The organism is Streptomyces sp. SID5469 (genome assembly GCF_009862865.1).
Classification (GTDB): domain Bacteria; phylum Actinomycetota; class Actinomycetes; order Streptomycetales; family Streptomycetaceae; genus Streptomyces; species Streptomyces avermitilis.
In genome coordinates this window covers 7,022,653-7,046,520 of the sequence record NZ_WWIN01000001.1, presented here as the reverse complement: position 1 = coordinate 7,046,520, position 23,868 = coordinate 7,022,653, and the positions used below count along the sequence as shown (strand labels likewise).

Here is a 23,868-nt window from a genome sequence, read left to right as displayed (position 1 = left end):
TTGTCCGGATGACGATGGCGCGCGGAGGGTCCGGTTGCGGCCGGCCACCGCGACATAGATCACAAGCGGGTGTCCGAAAATCTGCCTCTCGGTGGGTAGACGCGCCTGGCGAAGCGGCATTTATGTGCAGTATGCATTGACTCGCACACGGTACGTAAGTGGGGCAAGTGCCCCTATGGTCGCTTTTCGGCTCACTTCCGGTGAGCGGCCCCCGGTCCGCCCCAGCGGCCCTGTCCCTGTCCCCGACGAAAGGCAGGCGAGCGGAGTCTTGACCCTCGCACCAGCAGCACCCGTAGCACCCCCCGTCCCTTCGACGACGGATGTCACCGTCACGGACCCCGCCCTGGTCAAACGCGCCGTCAAGGCCGCCGCACTGGGCAACGCCATGGAGTGGTTCGACTTCGGCGTCTACAGCTACATCGCGGTGACGCTGGGCAAGGTCTTCTTCCCGTCGGGCAACCCCACGGCGCAGCTGCTCTCCACCTTCGGCGCCTTCGCCGCGGCCTTCCTCGTCCGCCCGCTCGGCGGCATGGTCTTCGGCCCGCTCGGCGACCGGATCGGCCGGCAGAAGGTCCTCGCCCTCACCATGATCATGATGGCGGCGGGCACGTTCGCGATCGGTCTGATCCCGTCGTACGCCACGATCGGCGTGGGGGCGCCGCTGCTGCTCCTGCTGGCCCGCCTGGTCCAGGGCTTCTCGACCGGCGGCGAGTACGCGGGCGCGTCCACGTTCATCGCCGAGTACTCGCCCGACAAGAAGCGCGGCTTCTTCGGGAGCTGGCTGGAGTTCGGCACGCTCGCCGGGTACATCGGCGGCGCGGGCCTGGTCACCCTGATGACCGCCCTGCTGTCCTCCGGCGACCTGCTGTCCTGGGGCTGGCGCATCCCGTTCCTGATCGCGGGCCCGATGGGCATCATCGGCCTCTACCTGCGGATGCGTCTCGAGGAGACGCCGGCCTTCGCGGCGGAGCTGGCGAAGGCCTCGAAGAAGGAGCAGGACCGCCCGAAGGTGCCGCTGCGCGCCATGCTCTCCGGCCAGTGGCGCGCGCTGCTCCTGTGCATGGGCCTGGTGCTCGTCTTCAACGTCACCGACTACATGCTGCTCTCGTACATGCCGAGCTATCTGACGAGCGAGCTGAAGTACGACGAGACGCACGGCCTGCTGGTCGTGCTCGGCGTGATGGCGCTGATGATGATCGTGCAGCCCTTCGCGGGTGCGCTGACGGACCGGATCGGCCGCCGCCCGGTGATCGCCGCGGGCTGCGTGGGCTTCCTGTTCCTGTCGGTCCCGGCCATCCTGCTGATCCGTCAGGGCAGCCTGCTCGCCGTCGCGCTCGGCATGGGCGCGCTGGGCCTGCTGCTGGTCTGCTTCACCTCCGCGATGCCGGCCGCGCTGCCCGCACTGTTCCCGACGAAGGTCCGCTACGGCTCGCTGTCCATCGGCTTCAACGTCTCCGTCTCGCTCTTCGGCGGTACGACCCCGCTGGTGGTCACGGCGCTGATCGGGGCGACCGGGAACATGATGATGCCCGCGTACTACATGATGGCGGCGGCCGTGATCGGCGGCGCCGCGGTGTGGTTCATGGCGGAGTCGGCGGGCCGCCCGCTGCCGGGCTCGGCGCCTTCGGTGGAGCCCGCCGAACGCTGACCCCGCACCCGCCTCGCAAGACCTGGAACCACAGCCTCCGTCGTGCCGTCTGAGACCCTGTCCGACAGCACGACGGAGGGGTCACGGGGGATGTGGGATTTCGTGCGAGGGGTCGTACGGGGGCGCGTACTGGTCGTCGTACTGGCGCTGTCGGCGTTCCAGCTGGGGTCCCTGCTGGCACCGGCGTACGCCTGCGGCTGTGGCGCGATGGTGCCGGACGGCCGGCAGTACGTCACCGTGAACCGCGAGGTGTCCGCCGTCCGCTGGGACGACGGACGGGAACAGATCGCGATGAGTCTGACGGTCTCCGGGGACGCGCGGCGGGCCGCGTGGATCATGCCGGTCCCGCACCGGGCGACCGTGCGGCTCGGCGACCGCGCGCTGTTCGACCAGCTCGCCGAGGCGACGGCACCGGAGTACCGCACCCGCCACTACTTCTGGCCCCGGGACGGCGACTGGCCGTTCGACAAGAGCGACAACGCGGCCGCCGCCCCGGGAGCGGGCGCGGCGGCACCGCCCGTGGGTGTGGTCGACCGCGAGCGGCTCGGCCCGTTCGACGTGGCCCGGCTGACGGCCACCGACCCCGGCGCCCTCGGCACCTGGCTCACCGACAACGGCTTCCATCTGCCCGACCGCCTCGACCGGGCACTGCGCCCGTACGTCGACCAGGGCTGGGAGTACGTGGCGGTCCGGCTCGCCCCGAAGAGCGCGGACGCCGCCCTCGGCGGCACCCTGGACCCGCTGCGTCTCACCTTCGCCAGCGACCGGCCGGTCTACCCGATGCGGCTGTCCCGGCTCGCCCGGACCCCGCAGTCGCTGCGCCTGTACATCCTCGCCGCGCACCGCACGGAGCCGCGTTCGGCGATCGGCGGCGACCGGCCGCGGGTCTGGTTCGCGGGCCGGGTGACGGCCGCGTCCGGCCCCCTGGCGGGGCTCACCGAGGGCGGCACGGACTTCCTCACCACGGTCGACCAGGAGTTCCCGCGGCCGTCACGGATCTCCGGCGACCACGAACTGCGGCGCACGGCCGCGGACACCACGCGCCGCCAGATCATCTACCGCGACGAACTGCTGACGGCGGGCGGGATCCCCGTCTGGCAGCTGACGGTGGCGGGCGCCCTGGCAGTGGCGGTCATGGTGCTGCTGGTGCTGCTGCGAAGCCGGAGGCGACGCCCGGTACCGCCCCCGCCGCCGGTCATGCCGCCCCCGCCGGCCCACGCCCCGCCCCCGATCGGCTGATCTCCCCGGAGATCCCCTGACAGGGCGCCGGCCCCGCGACTATATTCGTTAGCGTATCTAGTTAGGTCAGCTAACTAGCCACAGCGAAAGGCATGGTGCATGAGCGAGTCGCAACAGCTCTGGGACGACGTCGACGACTACTTCACCACCCTGCTCGCCCCGGAGGACGAGGCGCTCACCGCGGCGCTGCGCGACAGCGACGCGGCCGGGCTGCCGCACATCAACGTCGCACCGAACCAGGGCAAGCTGCTCCAGCTCCTCGCCGAGATCCAGGGCGCGCGCCGCATCCTGGAGATCGGCACGCTCGGCGGCTACAGCACGATCTGGCTGGGCCGCGCGCTGCCGCGGGACGGCCGGCTGATCTCCTTCGAGTACGACGCCAAGCACGCGGAGGTCGCCCGCCGCAACCTCGCCCGAGCGGGCCTGGACGGGATCAGCGAGGTGCGGGTGGGCCCCGCCCTGGAGTCGCTGCCCAAGCTCGCCGACGAGCGGCCCGAGCCGTTCGACCTGGTCTTCATCGACGCGGACAAGGTCAACAACCCGCACTACGTCGAGTGGGCGCTCAAACTGACCCGCCCCGGCAGCCTGATCGTCGTCGACAACGTCGTCCGCGGCGGCGGGGTCACCGACGCGGGCAGCACGGACCCGAGCGTGCGCGGCACCCGGTCCGCCCTCGAACTAATCGCCGAGCACCCCAAGTTGAGCGGCACGGCGGTCCAGACGGTGGGCAGCAAGGGGTACGACGGCTTCGCACTGGCCCGCGTGCTGCCGTAGGGCGTGACACCCCCTGGGTCCGGTCAGGCATCGTGATAGAAGCCCACGTTGACGCTGCGGGGCTCGGAGCGGTCCTGGACGACGAGTTCGCCGGATCCGCCCCCGGGCAGCTTGGCCGTGCCGCCGTACGGGAGGGGCTGGGGCTGGAGACCGGCCAGGGTCAGCACCACCTCGGAGGAGGGCTCGGCGTGGGAGCCGCGCAGCCAGGTGACCTGCCAGGTGCCGTCCGGACCGCAGAGGAACTCCAGGTGGACACGGGAGACGAACAGCCAGTCGTCGGGGGTCGCCAGCCGGCACACGGCCTTGTCCCGGCCCACCCGCAGCACGGCGCCGGGCTCGCTGGGCGCGTCGGCCATGAGCATGCCGGCCGTCGCCCCGGCGTCCGCCCCGGAAACCGAGGCCATGGTGAGTTCGAGCACGTGCGCTCCTTCGAGTACCGGATGTCCAGCGGCCGTTGCGCCGTGGTCGGCACCCCGCCGCCGCATGATAATTCGCCCGATCGTCCATCTGGGTGACGTCCGGCACAATGGACGCATGACCGAGCGCAAGCCACCCGGCGTCAGCTTCGAGTCCTTCGTCGACAAACAGATCCGCGACGCGGAGGCGCGCGGGGAGTTCGCGCACCTCCCCGGCGCGGGCAAACCGTCGCCCGCCGTCACGGGCACGTCCTACGACGAACTGTGGTGGATCAAGCAGAAGATGGCCCGCGAGGGCCTCGCCGTGCTGCCGCCGACGCTCGCGCTGCGCAAGGAGGCGGAGGACACGCTGGCCGCGGCGGCCGGGGCGCCGTCCGAGCGGGTCGTACGCCGTCTCCTCGAGGAGATCAACGTCAAGATCCGCGACATGATGTTCAAGCCCCCGCCGGGACCGCCGCTGGGGCTGAAGCCGTACGACGTCGAAGAGATCGTCCGGGAGTGGCGCGAGCGCCGGGCCGGGCAGACTCCGTAGACCGGCGAGGCCGCGCCCCGGAACATGGTCCGGGGCGCGGCCTCGCCGTCATCACTTACGCGCCGTCATCGCTTACTCGCCGGCTCACCCTCGTGGGGCCGTCCGCCTCGCCGGTCACATGTGCAGCAGCCGCTCCGTCATCTCGCGATAGTCGCGCAGGGTGAGACGGAGCTGTTCGGTGTCGACGGTGGGGTGCCCGCCGGAGCCGGACTCGCCGGCGGCGGACCAAGAGGTTCGCAGGGTGCGCCGCTGCCGGGCCACGGCGTCCGCGAACCGCGCGGCGACCTCTTCGAGCACGTGATCGGCCTCTTCCACGGCGGCACGGGGCTCATCGACGAATCCGGCGACGGCGTGGTGCAGCCGCAGGGAGAGCTTGTCGCACTCGTCATGGGGGAGGAAAGGGGCTTCGTGGGCGGTGGCCCCGGGGTGCTGCGGGTGGGAGCCGTCGGAGTGGAGGCGGTCGGACCGGGGGCGGTCCGACTGGGAACGGTCTGACTGGGGGAGGTCCGACTGGGGGATCTTGGTGCGGAGACTCTTCGGCTGCGGGGCCTGCTCCTGGGGTATCCCCGTCCGGAGATTCTCCGGCTGCGGGCTCTGGGCCTGAGGGATCCCGGGCTTGGCGCTCCCGGTCCCGGCACCCGCGGCCCGGCTCCCGGCCCCCGGGCCGTCGGCCTGGCGGCCGGTGTCCCGCGGGCTCCCCGCCGGCCGGCCCTCGGCGCCGCCGACGCCGTCGCCGAACCCGTCGCCGTGGGTCGGTGCGATGCCGCTCGTACGCGTCTCACGCGTATCGCGCAGGTCGCGTGCCTCGCGTCCGCGCCCCGGTCCGGCCTTCGCCTCGTCGATCCTCGTCGGCTCGCGGCGTACCGCGCCCTCGTCGGGTGTCACCTCTGCCACGTTCCTCAACTCCCCTTCGCGTGACGCCTGTTGAATGCCCACGACAGATTGGTGCGGCCGCCGGCGGCCGTCCGGTCGGTGTGGGCCGGTGCCGAGGCGCCCTCGACGGCCCTCGTGTCCGTCGCGGACTTCGTGCCGGTCTGCGACTGCTCGGTCTTCGCGCCGATGCCCGCTCGGTGGCCATTCGTGCTCACCAGGTCCTCGAAGAGGGCGCGGGCCTCGATCATGGCCTCGCGCATCTCCTCCGTACCGGCCCCGTTCTCCGGCGCGCCGGCGGTGTCGGCCTGCGCGAACCGGTGCACCCTGCGGTAGCCGTGGACGTGGTGCGCATGGTGCACGGACAGCGCCTCGAGCTGCTCCTCGTAGCGGCCTCCGTCCGGGAAGCCGCGCTCGCCGGCCAGTTCGGCGAGCAGCTGGTCCGCCTCCGCCACCGCGTCCCGCGGCGAGTCGACGAAGCGCTCCTGGGCCGCCGTCCAGCGGGCCGCGTACTGTTCGCGGGCCGCGGGTTCCAGGGGACGCGTCTCCAGCGAACCGTGCCGCCTCACCCGCTCGGCGAGGTCGCGCTCGGCGGCCTTGGCGTCGCCGTCGTGCCGGGCGAGGGTGCGGTCGTACTCGGGCCCGAAGCGCCGCTGCAGGCTGCGCCCACCCTGCGGCCTACGGGCGCGAAGGAGCAGGGCGGCCGCGACAACGACGACGGCCGCCACGATCACGATCAGAGCGATGATCACGCCTGTGGACATGGTTGCCTTCCGTTTCCTCGGCCCAACGGGCCGGTTCTCCCACCGGGTTGCCCGGAAGACGTCGCTCAAACGGTGTCCGGCCGTCGGAACGGGGCGCGCGTAAACCATTTGCGAGCCCCCGGCCGCCCCTCCCCACAATGCCGTCATGATGCGTACGACACCCGGATGGACCGTTGCCCCGGAGCCCTTCGACTCACCTGTCGCCGCCGCGCTGTGGCGGGCGTACTACACGGAGGTCAGCGACCGCTGGTACCAGCTCCACGAGGGGCACGCGACCGACCCCGCCGAGCTGGAGCGCGAGATCGCCGCGGACCCGGGTGCGTATCTGGCGCCGCCGGACGGGGTGTTGCTGGTCGCGCGGTACGAGGGCGAGCCCGTGGGGACGGCGGGCGTGCGGCTGCTGGCGGCGAACACCGCCGAACTGAAGAGGGTGTTCCTGTTGAAGGAGACGCGCGGCCGGGGCGGCGCCGCCCCGCTCGTCGCCGCCGCGGAGGACGCGGCCCGCGCACTCGGCGCGGAGCGCATCGTGCTCGACACCCGCGGCGACCTGGTGGAGGCGCGCGCCCTGTACGCGAGGCTCGGCTACGCCGAGACCGAGCCGCACAACGACGAGATCTACGCCGACCACTGGTTCGGCAAGTCGCTGGTCCAGGCGGGCCAGGCGGGCCAGGCGGGCCAGGCGGGCTAGGCGGGCCCACCGTAGGGCCGGGACGTCGTCCCCTCGGCGCGCGGGCGTTCCGCGTCCGAGCCGCACAGTTCGGTGTTCAGTTCCTCGACCAGACTGGTCAGGTCGGTGGGGCGGTCGGGGCCCCACCAGTCGCCGAGCAGTTCGGCCAGGGACTCCGCACGGGCCTCGGACAGCTTGCCGGCGACCTCCCGGCCCCCTTCGGTGAGGACGAGGTCGAGCCCCTCGCGCAGCACGAGATGCCGCTCCTCGATCTGGCGCGCCGCGTCGAGCACGACGGTCAGCGGTACGGAGCTGTCCTCGGCGAGCTGCGCCGGCTCGGCCCAGCCGTACTTCTTGATCCGCAGCAGCAGCCAGCTCGCCGCGGGCAGCAGGTCGTAGCCGGCCCGCGCGGTGATCTTCTCGTAGATCGCGCTCTGCCCCTCGCGCGAGCCGAGCAGCGACAGGGCCCGGCACACCTCGTCGTACGACGAACGTTCCACCGGGTTGCTCGCCAGGGTCTCGGTGACGTCCGGCGCCGTGACGGAGCCGCGCAGCCGGTCCTCGTGCAGGAACCACGCCAGCACGAAGCCCAGCAGGGCGACCGGAGCCGCGTACAGGAAGACGTCGGTGATCGAGGCGGCGAACGCCTGGAGGACGGACGGGCGCAACGAGGAGGGGAGGTTCGCGATGCCGCGCGGGTCTGACTTCAGGGTGTCCGGGGTGATGCCCGCCGGGAGCGGGCGGCCGCTGAGCGCCGCCGTCAGCTTGTCGCCGAGACGGCTCGCGAAGACCGAGCCGAAGATGGCGACGCCGAACGAGGCGCCGATGGAGCGGAAGAAGGTGGCGCCGGAGGTGGCGACGCCCAGGTCCTCGTACGACACCGCGTTCTGCACGATCAGGACCAGGACCTGCATGACCAGGCCGAGGCCCAGGCCGAAGACGAAGAAGTAGACGCTCATCCGGCCGGTGGAGCTGTGCTCGTCGAGCTGGTGGAGCAGGAGCAGGCCGAGGGCGGTGACCCCGGTGCCCGTGACGGGGAACACCTTCCAGCGGCCGGTGCGGCTGACGATCTGTCCAGAGGCGGTGGAGGAGATGAGCATGCCCGCCACCATGGGCAGCATGTGCACACCGGACATGGTCGGCGTCACGCCCTGGACGACCTGGAGGAACGTCGGCAGGTACGTCATCGCGCCGAACATCGCGAAGCCCACGATGAAACTGATCACGGCGGCGAGCGTGAAGGTGCGTACGCGGAAGAGCTTGAGCGGCAGAACGGGTTCGGCGGCCCGGCGTTCGGCGGCCACGAACGCCGCCACCAGGACCACGCCGAGCACCGCGAGGCCGATGATCTGCGGCGAGCTCCAGCCCCAGGTGGTGCCGCCGAGTGAGGCGACCAGGACCAGGCAGGTGGCGACGGAGGCGATGAGGAAGGTGCCGAGGTAGTCGATGACGTGCCGCGCGGAGCGCTTCGGGATGTGCAGGGCGGTGGCGATCACGGCGAGCGCGGCGACTCCGACGGGCAGGTTGACGTAGAAGACCCAGCGCCAGCTGAGGTGCTCGGTGAACAGGCCGCCGAGCAGCGGCCCGAGCACACTGGTCGCGCCGAAGACCGCGCCGAACAGGCCCTGGTACTTGCCGCGTTCGCGCGGCGGGACGATGTCACCGACGATCGCCATCGACAGCACGATGAGCCCGCCGCCGCCGAGTCCCTGCACCGCGCGGAAGGCGATGAGTTCGGGCATGTTCCGCGCCATGCCGCACAGCGCCGAGCCGATCAGGAAGAGCACGATCGCCGTCTGAAACAGCTTCTTCCGGCCGTACTGGTCACCGAGCTTGCCCCACAGCGGGGTGGCCGCGGTGGAGGCGAGCAGATACGCGGTGACCACCCAGGAGAGGTGTTCCAGGCCGCCGAGGTCGCTGACGATGGTGGGCAGCGCGGTCGACACGATCGTCTGGTCCAGGGCGGCGAGCAGCAGGCCGAGGAGCAGCGCGCCGATGGGCACGAGGACGCTGCCGGGTACGCCGTCCGGTGCCGGGCGCCGTCGGACGGCGGTCGCCGCCGCGTGCTGCCGCTCTCCCGGCGTGCCCTGCGCATCCCCGGTCATGGAGACCTCCCTGGGGGCCGACGCTCCTGTCCGTCCTGCTCTCCCATCCTGGTCGGTGTGGCTGGTTATGGCCTGTCGAATCCGCCCGGAGGGACGGATTCCGGGGGCTCCTGGGAGATCGTGTGAGGGAGATCCGGATAATCTCTGGAGTTTCACCGGGGAGGGGACCCACACGTGAGCGGATCGAACGGACACGCCTGTCCGGAGTGCGGAGCACCTCGGCAGCCGAACGGCACGCCGTCCTGCGGATGCACCCGGCGGGCCTCCGACGCGCTCCGTGACGCCCGTACGGCGCAGGCGGCAGCGGCGGAGGACTTCGATCCGCTGCGGATCCGGCCCTATGTGGAGCTGGGGGGCGCGGCGGCGGGAGCGAAACCCGCGGGGCCGTCGGACGAGACCGTGCCGATGGTGGCCGTACCGGCGGAGGCGGGCGCGTCCGGCGCCGGCCTCTTCCCGGAGGGCGACGTTCCGGACGGCGACTTCCCGGTCGGCGACTTCCCGGAGGGCGCCGCGGAGCCCGGGTACGGGTCTTCCGGTCCCGGCGCCCCGGTGCCGCCCGCCCGGGACGAGCCGCCGCTGCGTCGGCGGCGTACCGTACTGCTGGCTTCGGGGGGTGTTCTCGCCGCCGTGGTGGCCGCCGCGGGGCTGGCCGGGGGTTTCTTCTCCTACGACGCTCCGCAGCGCGACGGGGCACTGCCGGACGACGTCCGGGCGAGCGTGCCGGAGGCGTCGTCCACCGCGGCGTCCGTGTCGGCGGCCGGGAGCGAGTCGGCGGCGCGGCCGTCGGCGGGGAGCGCGAGCCCTTCGCCGAGCGCGAGTTCGTCGCCGTCGGCTTCGGCGTCGAGCAGGGCACCGTCGCGGTCCGGGCCGGCCACGCCGAGCGGAACGCCGACGACCGCGCGGGCCACCGGCTCGGTACGGCCGACCTCGGGCAACGACCGGGACCAGCCGGCCTCCCCGGTCCTGCAACGCGGTGACAAGGGTCCGGAGGTCACGGAACTCCAGCTCCGCCTGAGCCAGTTGCTCCTCTACACCGGCAACGCCGACGGCACCTACAGCAGCCAGGTCGAGACCTCCGTACGCAACTACCAACTGGCCCGCGGCATCACGACCGACGACCAGGGCGTGTACGGGGCGGCGACGCGGGCGAGCCTGGAGTCGGAGACGTCGGAGCCTTAGCGTCCCTGACCACTCCGGCTTCGGGGACCGCCCGGGGTCGGAGAGGTCGAAGGCACACCGCTCCTGGCCGCTCCGACCGCCGGACCGCGCGGAGCCGCAGACGTCGGAGCCGTAGCGTTCCTGGCCACCTGACCTCAGGGCCACCCGGCCTCGGGGGCCACCCGGCCCCAGGCGCCGTCAAGCGCACCCCCGTCAAACCCCCCGCCCCGCTCAGCCCACGTGCAGCCGGATCGTCCCGTCCGTCGCGCTTTCGACCCGCACCTGTGTCAGGTCCCGCACCACCACATCCGGCCGGTGCGCGGCCGCCCGTGGCCCGACCCCCACGACCCGCATCCCCGCGGAGCGCCCCGCCTCGATTCCCGCCCCGGAGTCCTCGAAGACGACACAGTCCTCGGGCGCGACGCCCAGTTCGGCGGCGCCCTTCAGAAAGCCCTCGGGGTCCGGCTTGCTGGCCCCGACGGACTCGGCCGTGACCCGTACGTCGGGCAGCTCCAGCCCGGCCGCCGCCATCCGGGCCGTGGACAGTCCCACGTCCGCCGAGGTCACGAGGGCGTGCGGCAGCCCGGCGAGGGAGGCGAGGAACGCGAAGGCACCCGGGATCTCGACCACGCCGTCCATGTCGGCGGTCTCCTCGGCGAGCATGCGCGCATTGTCGGCGAAGTTCTGCTCCATGGGCCGGTCCGGCAGCAGCACCGCCATGGAGGCGTACCCCTGCCGCCCGTGCACGACCTTCATCACCTCGTCGGCGTCCAGCCCGTGCCGGTCGGCCCAGCGGCGCCAGCAACGCTCCACGACCGCGTCGGAGTTGACGAGGGTGCCGTCCATGTCCAGCAGAAGGGCCCGGGCGGTCAGAACGGTGGCGGCGGCCGGCATCGGCATGCTCCAAAGGGCGAGGGCAGGGGCCTGCTGCGACCCCGGAGGGACAAGGCGGCCCCGCCCGCCGGTCAGGGAGTGCGGGCGGGAGCCACTTTGTTCCTCCACGATACAAAACGAGCCCCTCCCGCGCCACCACCCCTGACCTGCGACAACATCCCGGAGCCCGGCAAAGACGCCATGCGGACACCGAGAGGCCACCCCCCGCACACCTCTCGTACGCCCCCGCGCACCCCCCGGCCCAGCCGACTCAGCCGACTCAGCCGGCCACCGCCTCGTACAGACTCCACGCGCCGAGCGCCAGCATCAGCAGGGCCGCGACCTTGGTGATGAGCCTCAGCGGCACCCTCTTCATCAGCGCCCTGCCGCCGACGATGCCGAGCCCGGCCACCGCCCACAGCGCGAGCACCGCGCCCAGGCCGACGGAGAGCGGATCGTCGTAACGGGCCGCGAGGTTGGCCGTCATGATCTGCGTGAGGTCACCGAACTCGGCGACCAGGATGAGCATGAAGCCCGCGCTCGAGACCTTCCAGAAGCTCTGGTTCTCGGGCTTGCGGATCTCCTCCTCGCCCTCGCCCTTCTTCATCAGCAGCACGGCGGCACCACCGAGGAAGAGCACACCGGTGAGCGCGTGCACGATCTGCTGCGGCAGCAGCGTCAGCACACTGCCCGCCGCGACGGCGAGGGCGACATGGAGGGCGAAGGCGGCGGCGACGCCGGCGAAGACGTACGAGGCGCGGTAGCGCGTGCCGAGGACAAGTCCGGCCAGGGCGGTCTTGTCCGGCAGTTCGGCCAGGAAGACGACGCCGAAGACGAGCGCCATGACACTGAAGCTGATCAAGGTTCCTCAATCGGTCGGGCTGCCCCACCGAGAGTGCTGTGACTGCGCTGCGACACCTCGGCACGGCAGCACACATGGGCACCCGCGCCAAAACGGCACGGGCAAGTGCACTGCTTGCCGAAGGTCTCGCTGGCCGACCCCTGAAACGAGGTCTGCCTCCGGGCGCCGGCTCAGACGAGCTGAGCAGTATGTCGACGGTCCGGCGAAGAGCTACTCCCCTTCTGCGCCGTCCATGCTACGCGATGGCCCCGCGGGCTTCGTAGGGACTTTGGTCCCACAAGAGGCGCAGGACTTTTGACCCCATCACGGGCCCCATCACAGATCTGGCCAAGATCCCGTCACGGATCCGGTCAAAGATCCCGTCACGGATCCCGTCAAAGATGCCGTCACGGATCCCATCGAAGATCCCGTCACGGATCCCACCGAAGATCCCGTCACGGATCCCGTCACGGATCCCGTCACAAGCCTTGTTCTGTCATGCGCACGTCACTATTTTCTCACCTGACGCACATCCCCCGGAAACAAGCCACCGCAAGCATGTGCTCGCTCGCCCCAACGTCCCCCCACCGCAAGGGAGTTCGCATGCCAAAGGTCTACGCGCGTCGACGGCTGAGCATACTCGCAGCCTTCACCGGCCTGATAGCCCTGGCCGGGATTTTCAACGGCCCGGCCGCCTCCGCCGCGCTGCCCACCCCGGTCAGCGCCGCCACCGCCCGCACCTACCTCGCCTCCCTCACCGTGGCGACGGAGAACCGCACCGGCTACGACCGCGATCTGTTCCCCACCTGGATCACGATCAGCGGCACCTGCAACACCCGTGAGTACGTCCTCAAGCGCGACGGTTCGAACGTCGTCACCAACTCCGCCTGCACGGCCACCAGCGGCAGCTGGTACTCGGTCTACGACGGCGCCACCTGGACCGCCGCCTCCGACCTGGACATCGACCACCTCGTGCCGCTGGCCGAGGCCTGGGACTCCGGCGCCAGCGCCTGGACCACCGCGCAGCGCCAGGGCTTCGCCAACGACGTGACCCGCCCGCAGCTCATCGCCGTCACGGACAACGTGAACCAGTCGAAGAGCGACCAGGACCCGGCCGAGTGGATGCCCCCGCTCAGCTCGTACACCTGCACCTACGTGCGCGCCTGGGTGCAGGTGAAGTACTACTACAACCTCTCGGTCGACTCGGCCGAGAAGTCCAAGCTGTCCTCGGTCCTCAGCGGCTGCTGAACATCCGGCAGTTCCCGGAACCTACCCACCCACCTCCGTCGTTCCGTACCGTACGGGGCGACGGAGGAGGGTGATCGGCATGGCGGGGCTGCGCCTGGGACCACTGCTGAGATATATCGACGACTCGTCCGCGACCGTCTGGGTCGAGGCGAGCCGTCCGTGCACCGCCGAGGTGCGGTGCCCGGGCGGCGCCGGCGGCACGGCCCGCACCTTCCAGATCGCCGGGCACCACTACGCGATCGTGCCGGTGAGCGGGCTCGCGCCGGCCACCGACACCTCGTACGAGGTGCTCCTCGACGGCACGCCCGTCTGGCCGCTGCCCGACTCACCCTTCCCGCCGTCCGTCATCCGTACCCCGGACGGGGGCACGGTCCGTGTCGCCTTCGGCTCCTGCCGCTGGGCCGCGCCGGCCGAGGACGAGAAGGACACCGTCGGCCCCGACGCCCTGGACACACTGGCCACCCGCATCGCCGCCGCACCCGAGGGCGAACGCCCGGATGTGCTCCTGCTGCTCGGCGACCAGGTGTACGCGGACGAGACCTCCCAGGCCACGCAGCACTGGCTCGCCGCCCGCCGGGACCTCGCCGAGCCCCCCTGGAAGCAGGTCGCGGACTACGAGGAGTACACCCACCTCTACGACGAATCGTGGCTCGACCCCGAGATCCGCTGGCTGCTGTCCACCGTCCCCAGCTGCATGATCTTCGACGACCACGACATCGTCGACGACTGGAACACCAGCGCCGCCTGGCTCGCCGAGATGCGCGCGACCCCGTGGTGGCGCGAGCGCCTGATGGGCGGCCTCATGTCGTACTGGGTCTACCAGCACCTGGGCAATCTCTCCCCGGCGGAACTGGCCGACGACCCCCTGTACGCCGCCGTCCGCGCCACCCCGGACGGCACGGACGTACTGCGCGCCTACTCCGCCCAGGCCGACGCCGACCCCGCCTCGGTCCGCTGGAGCTACCGCCGCGACTTCGGCCGCGTACGCGTGCTGATGCTGGACACCCGGGCGGCCCGGGTCCTCGACGAACAGAACCGCTCGATGCTCGACCCCGGAGAGGCCCGGTGGCTGCGGGAGCAGGCGTGCGCGGATCCCGGCTCGTACGACCACCTCCTCATCGGCACCTCCCTGCCCTGGCTGCTCCCCCACCTCGTGCACGACGCCGAGACGTGGAACGCCGCGCTGTGCCGTGGAAACCGGGGCGCACGCTGGACCCGCTTCGGCGAACGCCTGCGCAGACGGGCCGACCTGGAGCACTGGGCGGCCTTCCCTGAGTCGTTCGAGGCGCTGGCGGCGGTGATCGCCGAGGTGGGAGCGGGGGCGGACGCACCGGCGACCGTGTGCGTACTGTCGGGCGACGTCCATCACGCGTACGTCGCCGAGCCCACCTGGCCCGGGCCGGGGCCCGACGCCCGTGTGCTCCAGCTGACCTGCTCCCCCGTGCACAACTCCGTCCCGCTGTCCATCAGACTCGGCTTCCGCTTCGGCTGGAGCGGCCTCGGCCGGATCCTGGGGCGCCGTCTGGTCCGCCACGGCCGCTGGGAGCACACCGCCCTCGGTTGGCGCAAGACGGGCGGCCCCTGGTTCGGCAATCAGCTCATGATGCTGACCCTGCGCGGCCGTTCGGCATCACTGCGGCTCGAACAGGCGCGGGCCGACCGGAACGGGGGCGCCCGCCTGGACGCGGTCACGGAGTCCGTACTCACCGAATGAACGGCGCACAATTTCACCGGACTCATCACACAACCCACCCATTTTCCGCAGCTGTTGCCCGTGATGCTCGTGACGCATCCCACACCGGCACGGTCATCCAGGTCCGAGGCTCGGCTCCCGCTGAGCACGACGGCATGATGAGGCGGACCGTCCGCTTCCAGTGGGCGGTCTGCTGCCTTGCGCCCCACTCGCCCGGGAGTCACCCTTTTGTCTTCAGCGACCGTGTCATCCGTGCCGGTCTCCGTCGCCCTCGTCGGCGCGGGACCGCGCGGAACGAGCGTCCTGGAACGCCTCTGCGCCTCCGCACCGGAGCTCCTCGCGCCCGGCGTGCGCCTGACGGTCCACGTGGTCGACCCCGCGCCACCGGGCCCCGGCCGCGTCTGGCGTACCGCGCAGTCCCCTGAGCTGCTGATGAACACGGTCGCCTGCCAGGTCACCCTGTTCACCGACGAGAGCGTGGAGTGCGCGGGGCCGATCCGCCCGGGACCGAGCCTGTACGAGTGGGCGAGTGGCGGCGGCATCGGTGCCGGTGTCGGTGTCGGCGAGGAGCTGGGGCCCGACGACTATCCGACCCGCGCCCAGTACGGCCGCTATCTGGAGTGGGTGTTCGCCGAGGCGGTGCGCGGCGCGCCGCCCGCCGTGCGGGTCGAGGTGCATCCGGCCCGGGCGGTGCGCCTCGACGACGCCCCCGACGGCCGCCAGACGCTCACGCTCGCCACGGGCCGCACCCTGGAGGGCCTCGCGGCGGTGGTCCTGGCGCAGGGCCACCTGCCCACGGTCGCCGACCCGGCGGCGCGGCGTCTCGCCGCGCAGGCGGCCCGGCACGGACTGCGCCACATCCCGCCCGCCAACCCGGCCGACGTCGACCTCTCCCCTCTCGCCCCCGGCGAACCGGTCCTGCTGCGCGGCCTCGGCCTCAACTTCTTCGACCACATGGCCCTGCTGACGACGGCCCGCGGCGGCCGGTACGAGCGGACGGCGCGAGGGCTGGTCTACCGGCCCTCCGGCCGCGAACCGAAGCTCTACGCCGGCTCCCGGCGCGGCATTCCGTATCAGGCCCGCGGCGACAACGCGAAGGGCCCCTACGGCCGCCACCGCCCACTCCTCCTCACCGACGAGGTGATGGCCCGCTTTCGCAAACGCGCGGACTCCGGCGAGGCCCCGGACTTCCTGGCCGAGATATGGCCGCTGGTGGCGAAGGAGGTCGAAACGGTCTACTACGAGTGTCTGTTGAACCGCCGCGACCGCCTTCCGGAGCACCCGGCCTCCCCTCCGGACCGCCCGGCCTTCCGGGACCGTTTCCTCGCCGCCGCCCTCGGCAGCCCCGAGGAGAGCGCGGTCCTCGACGAGTTCGGCGTCCGGGGCGCCGACCGCTGGTCCTGGGACCGCATCTCCCGTCCGTATACGGGCCACACCTTCGACGGCCCCGCCGCATGGCGGAGTTGGCTGCTCGCCCGGTTGCGCGAGGACGCCGAGCAGGCCGCGCTCGGCAATGTCGAAGGACCCCTCAAGGCGGCCCTCGACGTGCTGCGCGACCTGCGCAACGAGCTCCGGCTGATCGTGGACCACGGCGGCCTGTCGGGCGCCTCGCGCCGGGACCACCTGGACCGCTGGTACACCCCGCTGAACGCCTTCCTCTCCATCGGCCCGCCCCGCCGCCGCATCGAGGAGATGACCGCCCTGATCGAGGCGGGCGTCCTGGACGTACTGGGCCCCCGCCTGGAGGTGCGCGCCGAGGACGGGGCGTGGGTGGCCCGCTCCCCCGACGTCCCCGGCTCGGCCGTGCGGGCCATCACACTCGTCGAGGCCCGCCTGCCGGAACCGGACCTGCGGCGCACCGCCGACGAACTGCTGGCCGGACTGCTGAAGACGGGCCGCTGCCGCCCCCACACCGTCGATGGTTACGAAACCGGGGGCCTCGACGTAACACCGCGCCCCTATCGTCTGATTGATCGTCAAGGCGCCGTGCACGCAAGGCGGTTCGCGTTCGGGGTGCCGACGGAAGGCGTCCACTGGGTGACCGCGGCGGGGGCCCGTCCAGGTGTGGATTCGGTCACGCTTTCGGACGCCGATGCGATGGCGCGAGCGGTTCTACGTGCGGCTGCGTCCGTGGCGGGACCGGAAACGGAACCGGACCCATGGCTGAATGTTGAACTTGCAAGCATTGATTAGGTACGCCTAACGTGGGTGCCTCGCTCGGTTTCCGTCCCCAAGACCGGTCCGTTCGCGGACCGAAACCAGACCGAAGGAGTTCCCCCACATGACCGGACGCCTCAACAGCGCCCAGCCCTTCGCCATCGGCCTGTTCCGCATCGTCGTCGGCCTGCTCTTCGCCTGCCACGGAGCCGCCTCGCTCTTCGGCGTCCTCGGCGGCGCCATGGGCAGCAACGGCGGCACCATCCCCGCCGGCACCTGGCCCGGCTGGTACGCGGCCGTCATCCAGCTGGTCGGCGGCTCCCTGGTGGCGCTCGGCCTCGGCACCCGTGCCGCCGCGTTCATCTCGTCGGGCTCGATGGCGTACGCGTACTTCGACGTCCACCAGTCCGCGGCCCTGTGGCCGATCCAGAACGGCGGCGAACTGTCGGCCCTGTTCTCCTGGTCGTTCCTGCTGCTGGTCTTCACCGGCTCCGGCGCCTTCGGCCTCGACCGGCTCCTCGCCGGCCGCTCGGCCGCGGCCGAGGAGAGCAAGCCGGCCTCGGAGCCCGTCGCCGCCTGACCGGACACCGGCACCCGCACGCACCCGCACTTGCACAACCGATCCGGCGGCACCCACGCAGCCGCGCATCCGGTCCACAGCCCGACGGCGCCCACACCTTCCTACGAAGATGTGGGCGCCGTTCGGTGAAGCGTGCGTGAACGACGCATGCGCCCCCCGTGGATCTCCTGTCACACCCCCCGCGTACGCTGTATGGCTGTCACAAGCCGCCCTGCCGCTCCCCCGCGACGTAGCGGCACGGTCGGGTCCACGGGGGAGTAGACGGGGGAGTTCTTCGGTGCTTGAAAGTGTGGGGTCGCTGACCGGCAGCCCTTGGATCTACGCCGTCGTGGCCGCATCGGTCCTCCTCGACGTCTTCCTGCCGGTCCTGCCGAGCGGCGTCCTGGTCATCACGGCGGCGACGGCGGCAGCGGCGGGCTCGGCCACGAAGGCGGTGCCGCACGACGCGCCCGACATCCTGGCGCTCACCCTCTGCGCGGTCACCGCGTCGGTGGCCGGCGACCTGGTCGCGTACCGCCTGGCCTGGCGCGGCGGCGACCGCCTGGACCGCGCCATCGCCCGCTCCCGCCGTCTGAGCAGCGCGCAGGAACGTCTCGGCGCGGCGCTCTCGCGGGGCGGCGGCACCCTGGTGGTGCTGGCCCGCTTCGCCCCCGCGGGACGCTCGGTCGTCTCCCTGGGCGCGGGCGCCGCCCACCGCCGTGTCCGCGAGTTCCTGCCCTGGTCGGTCCTGGCGAGTGTCAGCTGGGCCGTGTACAGCGTCGCCCTGGGCTATTTCGGCGGGCAGTGGCTGGGTGCCACCTGGCTCGCGACGGGCGTGTCCGTGGCAGCGCTGTTCGGGGCGGGCGCGGGCGCGGCGTACTTCATGCGCCGCCCGGCGTTGCAGGAGTAGCGGCGGGAGTACGGGCGCCACCCCGTACCTCCAGGCCCCCGAGCAGGTCGGCGGTGGCCACGGCGATCGCCTCCACCGCGTGCTCGAACACCTCACGGTTGTGCGCGGCGGGCGCGCGGAAGCCGGACACCTTGCGCACGTACTGGAGCGCGGCGGCCCGGATCTCCTCCTCGGTGGCCTCTTCGGGGAGTACGGGCGGACGGAGCGTCTTGATACTGCGGCACATGCGTCCAGTCTCGCGCGAACCGCACGGGAATACCCGCGCTCTCGCACCGGATTGTGCAGAGCATGACCACAGTGGAGATCCTCTATGTCGGCGGCCCCACGGCCGTTGTCGAACTCGGCGGCGTACGCCTGTTGACGGACCCGACGTTCGACGCCCCCGGCGAGTACCCCGTCGGCTCGCGGAAGCTGGTGAAGACGGCGGGCCCCGCGCTGCCGCCGACGGACCTCGCCCCGGTCGACGCCGTCCTCCTCTCGCACGACCAGCACCCCGACAACCTCGACGGCGCGGGCCGTGCGTACCTCACCGAGGCCCCCTGACGCTGTCCACCGCCTCGGCGTACGAGCGCATCGGCGCGCCCGTACGCGCCCTGCCCTCATGGGAGCACATCGAGCTGCCCCGCCCCGACGGCGGTGTGCTGCGCGTGACCGCCGTGCCCGCGCTGCACGGCCCCGAGGGCTCCGAGCCGATCGTGGGCGAGGTCACCGGTTTCGTCCTGTCCGGCGAAGGGCTGCCCACGGTGTACGTCAGCGGCGACAACGCCTCCCTCGACGTGGTCCGGGCGATCGCCGGCCGGCTCGGCCCGTTCGACGTGGCCGTGCTCTTCGCGGGCGCCGCCCGCACCCCGCTGGTGCCGGACGCGCCGCTGACCCTCACCAGTGAGGCGGCCGCGCGGGCCGCGGAGATCCTCGGCGCCCGCCATGTCGTGCCGCTCCACTTCGAGCACTGGGGCCACTTCACCCAGGACGGTGCCACGCTCACGAAGGCGTTCGCTCAGGCGGGGCTGACGGAGCGGCTGCACCTGCTGGAGCCGGGCGGTTCGGTACGGCTCTGACGGACGAGGCACCGGCGTCTCCCGAAGTACGGGATGGGCTTCTCCGAGGATTGACTGGATCGACTGAGGATTGACTGGCGTCCCGACCCGTGGTGATCATCGCCGGGGCCTCCGTGCGGAGGCCCCGGCGAGAAGATGGGGGAATCATGACGAACAGCGAACTCACGGTGGCGGTACTGGGCCCGGGCGGTGTCGGGGGGCTGCTCGCCGCGCTGCTGGCACGCTCCGGGCACCGCGTGATCTGCCTGGCCGGCGACGACACCGCGCGGGCGCTGCGCGAGCACGGCATCCAGGTGCGCAGCCGGCAGTTCGGCGAGTTCACGGCACGGGTCGAGGCGGACACGGAACTGCGCGAGCCGGTCGACGCGGTGCTGGTCGCGGTGAAGCACACGGCGCTGGAGGCCGCCCTGGAGCGCGTACCGGCGAAGGCGCTGGGAGACGGTGCCGAGGCCGGCCTGGTCGTACCGCTGCTGAACGGCGTCGAGCATCCGGCCGCGCTGCGCGCCCGCTACGGCGGCGAGCACGTGGCGCCGGCCGTCATCCGTGTCGAGTCGACGCGCGTGGCGCCCGGGGTGATCGAGCACAGCAGTCCGTTCGCCGAGGTCGATCTGACCGGCGCGAGCGTGCCCCGTGAGCGCTTGGACCGGCTGGCCGGGGCCCTGGAGTCGGCGGGGCTGCGGGTGCGCGTGTCGGCCGACGGGAACGACGAGGCGGCCACGCTGTGGGCGAAGATGTCGTTCCTGACGCCGTTCGCCCTGCTCACGACCCGGTACGGGGTGCCCCTCGGCGAGGTCCGCACGCACCACCGCGAGGAGTTGGTGGCGTTGACCGAGGAGATCACGGCGGTGAGCCGGGCATGCGGATCCCCGGCCGACGCGGCGGCGGCCCTGGCCCGCTACGACGCCTTCCCGCCGGAGACCAGGTCGTCGATGCAGCGCGACGCGGAGGCGGGCCGCCCGCTGGAACTGGACGCGATCGGCGGGGCGTTGCTGCGGGCGGCGGAGCAGCACGGGGTGGCGGTACCGGTGGCGGCACGGCTGATCCGGGAGGTGGGAGACGGGGTGCGCTGAGCCGCGCCCCCTCCCGGCACCCGCGCACCCGGCCCCCGACACCCGTTCGTGTGAAGTGGGCAAAGGAGCTCGCATCCAAAAATCGAACAGGCGTACCATTACCGGGTGGCTGAGACCTATGACTTCCCGAGTGACCTCCGCGCCGGTCAGGAGGAGTTGCACCAGGTCCGGGCCGAGCTTCTGGCCCTGCTGAAGCGACTTCCCTGGTCGGTGGAACAGCTGGACGGATTCAGCGACACCAACGGCTGGCGCAAGGTGGAGCGCCCCGCCTCGCCGGACTGGACCGAGGACGAACAGGCCGAGGTGGAGAAGCTCCGGCAGCGCGAACGGGAACTCGCGGTCTTCGTGACCTGCCACCGCTTCTGGGCGGAGATCGCACCGGAGAAGAAGGTCGACGCCCGGATGAAACTGAAGCACGCCCGCTAGCAAGCCCCAGCGAAAAGACCAAGGCCCGGGCCCCCGGATTCACACCGGCGACCTGGGCCTTGTTCACGTCCTGAGACCGCCTGAGACTGCCTGAGACTGGTGGACGCGGACGGTTTCGAACCGCCGGCATCCGCCTTGTGAGGGCGGACGTGGTCGGCGGCTTCGTTACCCGGGTCAGTTACGCCGGAGCGCTTGGAAGGCGCTGGGCGGGATCACCGGCGCATGCCCTCTGACCTCGCGTTCTTCGGCTGACGACTGCGGACGTACGGCGCCTTCGACACGCATTCGGCAGAAGGACGGACGACGTGTGTCGGCTGAAGCCACACGCCCGGGGTATCCGCCTGAACATGCTTGCTCTGATTGCCTACCGCTCGTACCACGGCGCAACGACCGTGTGGGCCTTCGTCGTTGCCATCCTCATCGTGCTGGTGGCGGGTTGGTACCTCCGACGCCGAAGGTAGTCGCGACACCCGCAGATCTGCGTCCGCGGGTCCGGCAGGCCGCTATGGACGGTTGATCGGGATCTCGTAGACGATCTCGCAGTGAGCGGCGGGCACCACGATGTCCGCACGATCAGGTCGTGCGGTCCGAGCAACATGTCCGCCCGGTAGTGGCCCTTCAACTGTTGCTGGAAGTACGTGATGAGCGCGGGGTCGACATGGTGCGGCGCCACGGGGCCTGTCACCAGGGCGGCGGCGGTGACGGACACGAAGGCACGGCGTTTCACTTCGCCCTCTTCATGGCGCTCGGGACGGATCCACCCCGGCGGCGTGGTGAACCCCAGATCTTCGGGCCCGCGGCCGAGCGCGTCATGGATGACGATCGCGGTCTCCTCCGACGGCCAGCCGGGGCGTTCGCCTTCCCTGCGTCGCCACGTGCGCGCCGACACCGGCCTCGGCGATTCGGCGCGGCTCGTGCAGGATGCGGCAGGAAACAGGCTCTTCGCCTGCCGCTCCTGCCGCCGGTCGTACGGTCGTATGACCTCGTACCGATCGGCCACTGCGGGGCCAGCAAATGGACCGCGGTCGACCAAAGCCACCTTGGAGCCATCAAAGTCGCGCTTCGCTTGCCTTGGGTGGCAAGCCGGGCGCGGTGTTCCATGTGTCGCGTCGACTACCCGTGGATGTTCTGCTCCCGCCTCGCAACCCGCCGCTGGCGGCGGACTGTAAAAGTAAGTGCGGCGACTAGAGCGGCGAACCACACCGTTATTTCAATGGCACCGAATTGGGATCCCAGGAGGAACAGGATGCCGAAGAAGATGGCCAGGATAACGACGATAGGGCCGATGAGCGACTTCATGTTTTCTCCTCTATACGCCGCTGCCGGCAATCTTCGTCTTGCCGGTACCAAACACCTGGACCTTGGCCCAAGGGTGAAGAATTGCGTAACAGCCATACTTGAATACGCATAGCTTAATTTCGCGCTTCATCTGCGACGTGGCGGACGACGCGGGGGTATATGACTTCGTGTTCACGATGCGCTTGGGTGCGATCTCCACGTCAACACTGGTGTTGGTGATGTCGTCGGAACGATCGCGCCAACCACGAACCTTACCGCCGCCGTAGTTGAAGCTGGCGTATGTGTGGTACTTGAATATAACGGTATGACTGTAGGCGCGGTGAGTATGCGTGATGTGGGTCACCTTCCACGTGCCCCCAGTGATGCCGGGGGCGACCGCGCTGCCCTGCGGGGCGACCTCGGTCTCGGCCGGCGTCGTTACCTCAGTAGACGGGTCACTGGGCGTCGCGGTCGAGGGGGGCATGACCTCGGCCAGCTGCTCAGGAGTCATAGGGGCCCCATTGGCGGGGGAGACGGCTTGACCGTTGGCGTTGATGACGGCCTCCGTCGTGGTGATCTCCTCCGGCGCAGTGGGGTCCGGGACTGAGGCAGCCAGGGCCGGGACCGACTTGATAACTGCGACATCCGCCGGCGTCTGAGTGCCGTCGGCGTGGTGCTGGAGTGCGATCCGGATCTGCTCGTCCGTCGGTGTCGCAGCCTGGGCGGAGGGTGCGATTGCAGTTACCATGGCAGATGCCGCAATGAATGTGCCAGCGATCGAGAAGAGCTTCGTCCGCTGTTTGAGCGTGGACAACTTGGTCCCCCATTGTTTGGTCGTGAAAGCTGACAGTGCTTGACAGCGAGGCATCCTCCCCATGCGCTTTGGCCGCCTTCGCCTTGTCACTGTCGATGTACGGACAGTATGGAGCTGTGAAGCTGAAGTAAATGCTTTCAGTGGTTTGTTGAGGATCTTCTGAGCTTCATGGAGTCAGAGGTCTCTACGTCAGCGATGGCGGCTCCGCGGACTTGCCACATCAGTGATTTCCGGAGAGTTCCTCCCCACCCCATCCCGGTGTCGAGGCGACGGAGTCCTACGGATGATTGCCACGTGATGCGCCTTTTGCACCCCTCAACCCGTGAACCGTATGGGCGTCGTCGATGCGGATGATTGATGATTCACCGAGTTGCACGGGCGTTCCTCACAATCGCTACGAGCCTGATGCTGAGGCTGCACCTGGAGGAGGTGCTTCCTATCGCGTTCCGACGGACGGCCCGGCCGGGGGAGTTGGGTCGTGACGGACGTCCGAGGGTGATCGTGTAGGTCGGCGTAGCGACTTTGGCCGGGAGCTGCTTTGGGGCGAGTGATCATGGCCCCGTAAGCTTCCGGCGAGTCGGGCAGTCTGTGGACCTGCCCGTTAAAGCACGACGTTGGGGCCATGATCTTCGAGGCTCGCCCCAAAGTGGCTGGCTAAAGTCGTGGAGCCGACCGCCCCAGCCACAGAGGGTGTCTCCCACTTCATGCCCGCAGTTCGCCAGCGCGCCGCCGGGCGCGGCCAGCCGGGGCGCAGACAGGAGGCAGGCC

23 protein-coding genes, 1 tRNA gene and 1 pseudogene are annotated in these 23,868 nt (G+C 70.9%); 14 read left to right on the top strand and 11 right to left on the bottom strand.

Translation table 11 applies throughout. The annotated features are described in order from the left end of the window. The first annotated feature begins 175 nt into the window (after window positions 1–175). The 3 genes from proP to GTY58_RS30445 all read left to right on the top strand — a co-directional run bounded on the left by proP (window position 176) and on the right by GTY58_RS30445 (window position 3,661). Window positions 176–1,648, top strand: a complete 1,473-nt coding sequence (gene proP / locus GTY58_RS30455) for a glycine betaine/L-proline transporter ProP (protein ID WP_010987241.1) — start codon at window positions 176–178, stop codon at window positions 1,646–1,648. 90 nt (window positions 1,649–1,738) lie between these two features. Continuing rightward, the gene (locus GTY58_RS30450) at window positions 1,739–2,887 is read left to right on the top strand and encodes a DUF2330 domain-containing protein (RefSeq protein ID WP_010987240.1); all 1,149 of its coding nucleotides are present in this window, start codon (window positions 1,739–1,741) and stop codon (window positions 2,885–2,887) included. Window positions 2,888–2,986: 99 nt separating this feature from the next. Next, complete coding sequence (locus tag GTY58_RS30445) at window positions 2,987–3,661, top strand: O-methyltransferase (RefSeq protein WP_010987239.1); 675 nt, start codon at window positions 2,987–2,989, stop codon at window positions 3,659–3,661. 23 nt (window positions 3,662–3,684) lie between these two features. On the opposite strand, the gene GTY58_RS30440 is transcribed toward GTY58_RS30445, so the two are convergent. After that, window positions 3,685–4,080, bottom strand: a complete 396-nt coding sequence (locus GTY58_RS30440; RefSeq protein WP_037645560.1) for a hypothetical protein — start codon at window positions 4,078–4,080, stop codon at window positions 3,685–3,687. 115 nt (window positions 4,081–4,195) lie between these two features. Between GTY58_RS30440 and GTY58_RS30435 the strand changes: the two genes are divergently transcribed. Beyond that, on the top strand, window positions 4,196–4,609 hold the full coding sequence (locus GTY58_RS30435) for a DUF1992 domain-containing protein (protein WP_010987237.1): 414 nt from the start codon (window positions 4,196–4,198) through the stop codon (window positions 4,607–4,609). Between the two features lie 114 nt (window positions 4,610–4,723). Here GTY58_RS30435 and GTY58_RS40995 read toward each other — a convergent pair whose 3' ends face one another. Both GTY58_RS40995 and GTY58_RS30425 read right to left on the bottom strand, forming a co-directional pair. Continuing rightward, entirely contained in the window at window positions 4,724–5,503 is a 780-nt protein-coding gene (locus GTY58_RS40995) for a hypothetical protein (RefSeq protein ID WP_010987236.1), read from the bottom strand. Between the two features lie 5 nt (window positions 5,504–5,508). Next, entirely contained in the window at window positions 5,509–6,243 is a 735-nt protein-coding gene (locus GTY58_RS30425) for a hypothetical protein (RefSeq protein WP_010987235.1), read from the bottom strand. Window positions 6,244–6,391: 148 nt separating this feature from the next. On the opposite strand from GTY58_RS30425, the gene GTY58_RS30420 reads away from it, so the two are divergent. Next, the gene (locus GTY58_RS30420; RefSeq protein WP_037645784.1) at window positions 6,392–6,931 is read left to right on the top strand and encodes a GNAT family N-acetyltransferase; all 540 of its coding nucleotides are present in this window, start codon (window positions 6,392–6,394) and stop codon (window positions 6,929–6,931) included. Here the strand turns inward: GTY58_RS30420 and GTY58_RS30415 are convergent. Beyond that, complete coding sequence (locus tag GTY58_RS30415) at window positions 6,928–9,015, bottom strand: MDR family MFS transporter (RefSeq protein WP_010987233.1); 2,088 nt, start codon at window positions 9,013–9,015, stop codon at window positions 6,928–6,930. The two genes, GTY58_RS30420 and GTY58_RS30415, sit on opposite strands and share 4 nt — an antisense overlap. 174 nt (window positions 9,016–9,189) lie before the next feature. Between GTY58_RS30415 and GTY58_RS30410 the strand changes: the two genes are divergently transcribed. Beyond that, window positions 9,190–10,194 (top strand): peptidoglycan-binding domain-containing protein, encoded by a 1,005-nt coding sequence (locus tag GTY58_RS30410; RefSeq protein WP_010987232.1) that lies wholly within the window; start codon window positions 9,190–9,192, stop codon window positions 10,192–10,194. A gap of 210 nt (window positions 10,195–10,404) precedes the next feature. On the opposite strand, the gene GTY58_RS30405 is transcribed toward GTY58_RS30410, so the two are convergent. Continuing rightward, the gene (locus GTY58_RS30405; protein WP_010987231.1) at window positions 10,405–11,067 is read right to left on the bottom strand and encodes an HAD family hydrolase; all 663 of its coding nucleotides are present in this window, start codon (window positions 11,065–11,067) and stop codon (window positions 10,405–10,407) included. 259 nt (window positions 11,068–11,326) lie between these two features. Beyond that, a complete protein-coding gene (locus GTY58_RS30400; protein WP_010987230.1) occupies window positions 11,327–11,908 on the bottom strand; it encodes a TMEM165/GDT1 family protein in 582 nt (193 codons plus the stop codon). Window positions 11,909–12,490: 582 nt separating this feature from the next. Here GTY58_RS30400 and GTY58_RS30395 point away from each other — a divergent pair. From GTY58_RS30395 to GTY58_RS30375, 5 genes are all read left to right on the top strand, one after another. Then, window positions 12,491–13,135, top strand: a complete 645-nt coding sequence (locus GTY58_RS30395; RefSeq protein WP_010987229.1) for an HNH endonuclease family protein — start codon at window positions 12,491–12,493, stop codon at window positions 13,133–13,135. 79 nt (window positions 13,136–13,214) lie between these two features. Further along, entirely contained in the window at window positions 13,215–14,849 is a 1,635-nt protein-coding gene (locus tag GTY58_RS30390) for an alkaline phosphatase D family protein (protein ID WP_010987228.1), read from the top strand. Window positions 14,850–15,080: 231 nt separating this feature from the next. Next, the gene (locus GTY58_RS30385; RefSeq protein ID WP_242432304.1) at window positions 15,081–17,021 is read left to right on the top strand and encodes an FAD/NAD(P)-binding protein; all 1,941 of its coding nucleotides are present in this window, start codon (window positions 15,081–15,083) and stop codon (window positions 17,019–17,021) included. 88 nt (window positions 17,022–17,109) lie between these two features. Next, entirely contained in the window at window positions 17,110–17,565 is a 456-nt protein-coding gene (locus GTY58_RS30380) for a DoxX family protein (RefSeq protein WP_010987226.1), read from the top strand. A 277-nt stretch (window positions 17,566–17,842) separates the two neighbouring features. Further along, window positions 17,843–18,454 (top strand): VTT domain-containing protein, encoded by a 612-nt coding sequence (locus GTY58_RS30375; protein WP_010987225.1) that lies wholly within the window; start codon window positions 17,843–17,845, stop codon window positions 18,452–18,454. On the opposite strand, the gene GTY58_RS30370 is transcribed toward GTY58_RS30375, so the two are convergent. Next, window positions 18,426–18,680, bottom strand: a complete 255-nt coding sequence (locus GTY58_RS30370; protein WP_010987224.1) for a DUF2277 domain-containing protein — start codon at window positions 18,678–18,680, stop codon at window positions 18,426–18,428. The genes GTY58_RS30375 and GTY58_RS30370 overlap by 29 nt on opposite strands. A 62-nt stretch (window positions 18,681–18,742) precedes the next feature. Between GTY58_RS30370 and GTY58_RS30365 the strand changes: the two are divergent. The 3 genes and pseudogenes from GTY58_RS30365 (at window position 18,743) to GTY58_RS30355 (ending at window position 21,008) form a co-directional block, all read left to right on the top strand. Beyond that, a pseudogene (locus GTY58_RS30365) lies at window positions 18,743–19,512 on the top strand (MBL fold metallo-hydrolase). Between the two features lie 146 nt (window positions 19,513–19,658). Next, the gene (locus GTY58_RS30360; protein WP_037645553.1) at window positions 19,659–20,582 is read left to right on the top strand and encodes a 2-dehydropantoate 2-reductase; all 924 of its coding nucleotides are present in this window, start codon (window positions 19,659–19,661) and stop codon (window positions 20,580–20,582) included. 105 nt (window positions 20,583–20,687) lie between these two features. Further along, complete coding sequence (locus GTY58_RS30355; RefSeq protein ID WP_010987220.1) at window positions 20,688–21,008, top strand: hypothetical protein; 321 nt, start codon at window positions 20,688–20,690, stop codon at window positions 21,006–21,008. A gap of 97 nt (window positions 21,009–21,105) precedes the next feature. On the opposite strand, the gene GTY58_RS30350 is transcribed toward GTY58_RS30355, so the two are convergent. From GTY58_RS30350 to GTY58_RS30335, 4 genes are all read right to left on the bottom strand, one after another. Beyond that, window positions 21,106–21,179: transfer RNA gene (locus GTY58_RS30350), tRNA-Val, on the bottom strand. Window positions 21,180–21,372: 193 nt separating this feature from the next. After that, the gene (locus GTY58_RS40990) at window positions 21,373–22,047 is read right to left on the bottom strand and encodes a hypothetical protein (RefSeq protein WP_237528914.1); all 675 of its coding nucleotides are present in this window, start codon (window positions 22,045–22,047) and stop codon (window positions 21,373–21,375) included. A 74-nt stretch (window positions 22,048–22,121) separates the two neighbouring features. Continuing rightward, window positions 22,122–22,307, bottom strand: coding sequence for a hypothetical protein (locus tag GTY58_RS30340; RefSeq protein WP_037645548.1), 186 nt, complete (start codon window positions 22,305–22,307; stop codon window positions 22,122–22,124). A 10-nt stretch (window positions 22,308–22,317) separates the two neighbouring features. Next, window positions 22,318–23,100, bottom strand: coding sequence for a hypothetical protein (locus GTY58_RS30335; protein WP_037645547.1), 783 nt, complete (start codon window positions 23,098–23,100; stop codon window positions 22,318–22,320). Between the last annotated feature and the right edge of the window lie 768 nt (window positions 23,101–23,868).

Bases quoted from the DNA above. Each gene is read 5' to 3' on its own strand.
- GTY58_RS30340 (WP_037645548.1), bottom strand. From the start codon at position 22,307: ATGAAGTCGCTCATCGGCCCTATCGTCGTTATCCTGGCCATCTTCTTC.
- GTY58_RS30420 (WP_037645784.1), top strand. From the start codon at position 6,392: ATGCGTACGACACCCGGATGGACCGTTGCCCCGGAGCCCTTCGACTCA.
- GTY58_RS30380 (WP_010987226.1), top strand. From the start codon at position 17,110: ATGACCGGACGCCTCAACAGCGCCCAGCCCTTCGCCATCGGCCTGTTC.
- GTY58_RS30445 (WP_010987239.1), top strand. From the start codon at position 2,987: ATGAGCGAGTCGCAACAGCTCTGGGACGACGTCGACGACTACTTCACC.
- GTY58_RS30435 (WP_010987237.1), top strand. From the start codon at position 4,196: ATGACCGAGCGCAAGCCACCCGGCGTCAGCTTCGAGTCCTTCGTCGAC.
- GTY58_RS30450 (WP_010987240.1), top strand. From the start codon at position 1,739: ATGTGGGATTTCGTGCGAGGGGTCGTACGGGGGCGCGTACTGGTCGTC.
- GTY58_RS30405 (WP_010987231.1), bottom strand. From the start codon at position 11,067: ATGCCGGCCGCCGCCACCGTTCTGACCGCCCGGGCCCTTCTGCTGGAC.
- GTY58_RS30415 (WP_010987233.1), bottom strand. From the start codon at position 9,015: ATGACCGGGGATGCGCAGGGCACGCCGGGAGAGCGGCAGCACGCGGCG.
- GTY58_RS30370 (WP_010987224.1), bottom strand. From the start codon at position 18,680: ATGTGCCGCAGTATCAAGACGCTCCGTCCGCCCGTACTCCCCGAAGAG.
- GTY58_RS30425 (WP_010987235.1), bottom strand. From the start codon at position 6,243: ATGTCCACAGGCGTGATCATCGCTCTGATCGTGATCGTGGCGGCCGTC.
- GTY58_RS30395 (WP_010987229.1), top strand. From the start codon at position 12,491: ATGCCAAAGGTCTACGCGCGTCGACGGCTGAGCATACTCGCAGCCTTC.
- proP (WP_010987241.1), top strand. From the start codon at position 176: ATGGTCGCTTTTCGGCTCACTTCCGGTGAGCGGCCCCCGGTCCGCCCC.
- GTY58_RS30360 (WP_037645553.1), top strand. From the start codon at position 19,659: ATGACGAACAGCGAACTCACGGTGGCGGTACTGGGCCCGGGCGGTGTC.
- GTY58_RS30390 (WP_010987228.1), top strand. From the start codon at position 13,215: ATGGCGGGGCTGCGCCTGGGACCACTGCTGAGATATATCGACGACTCG.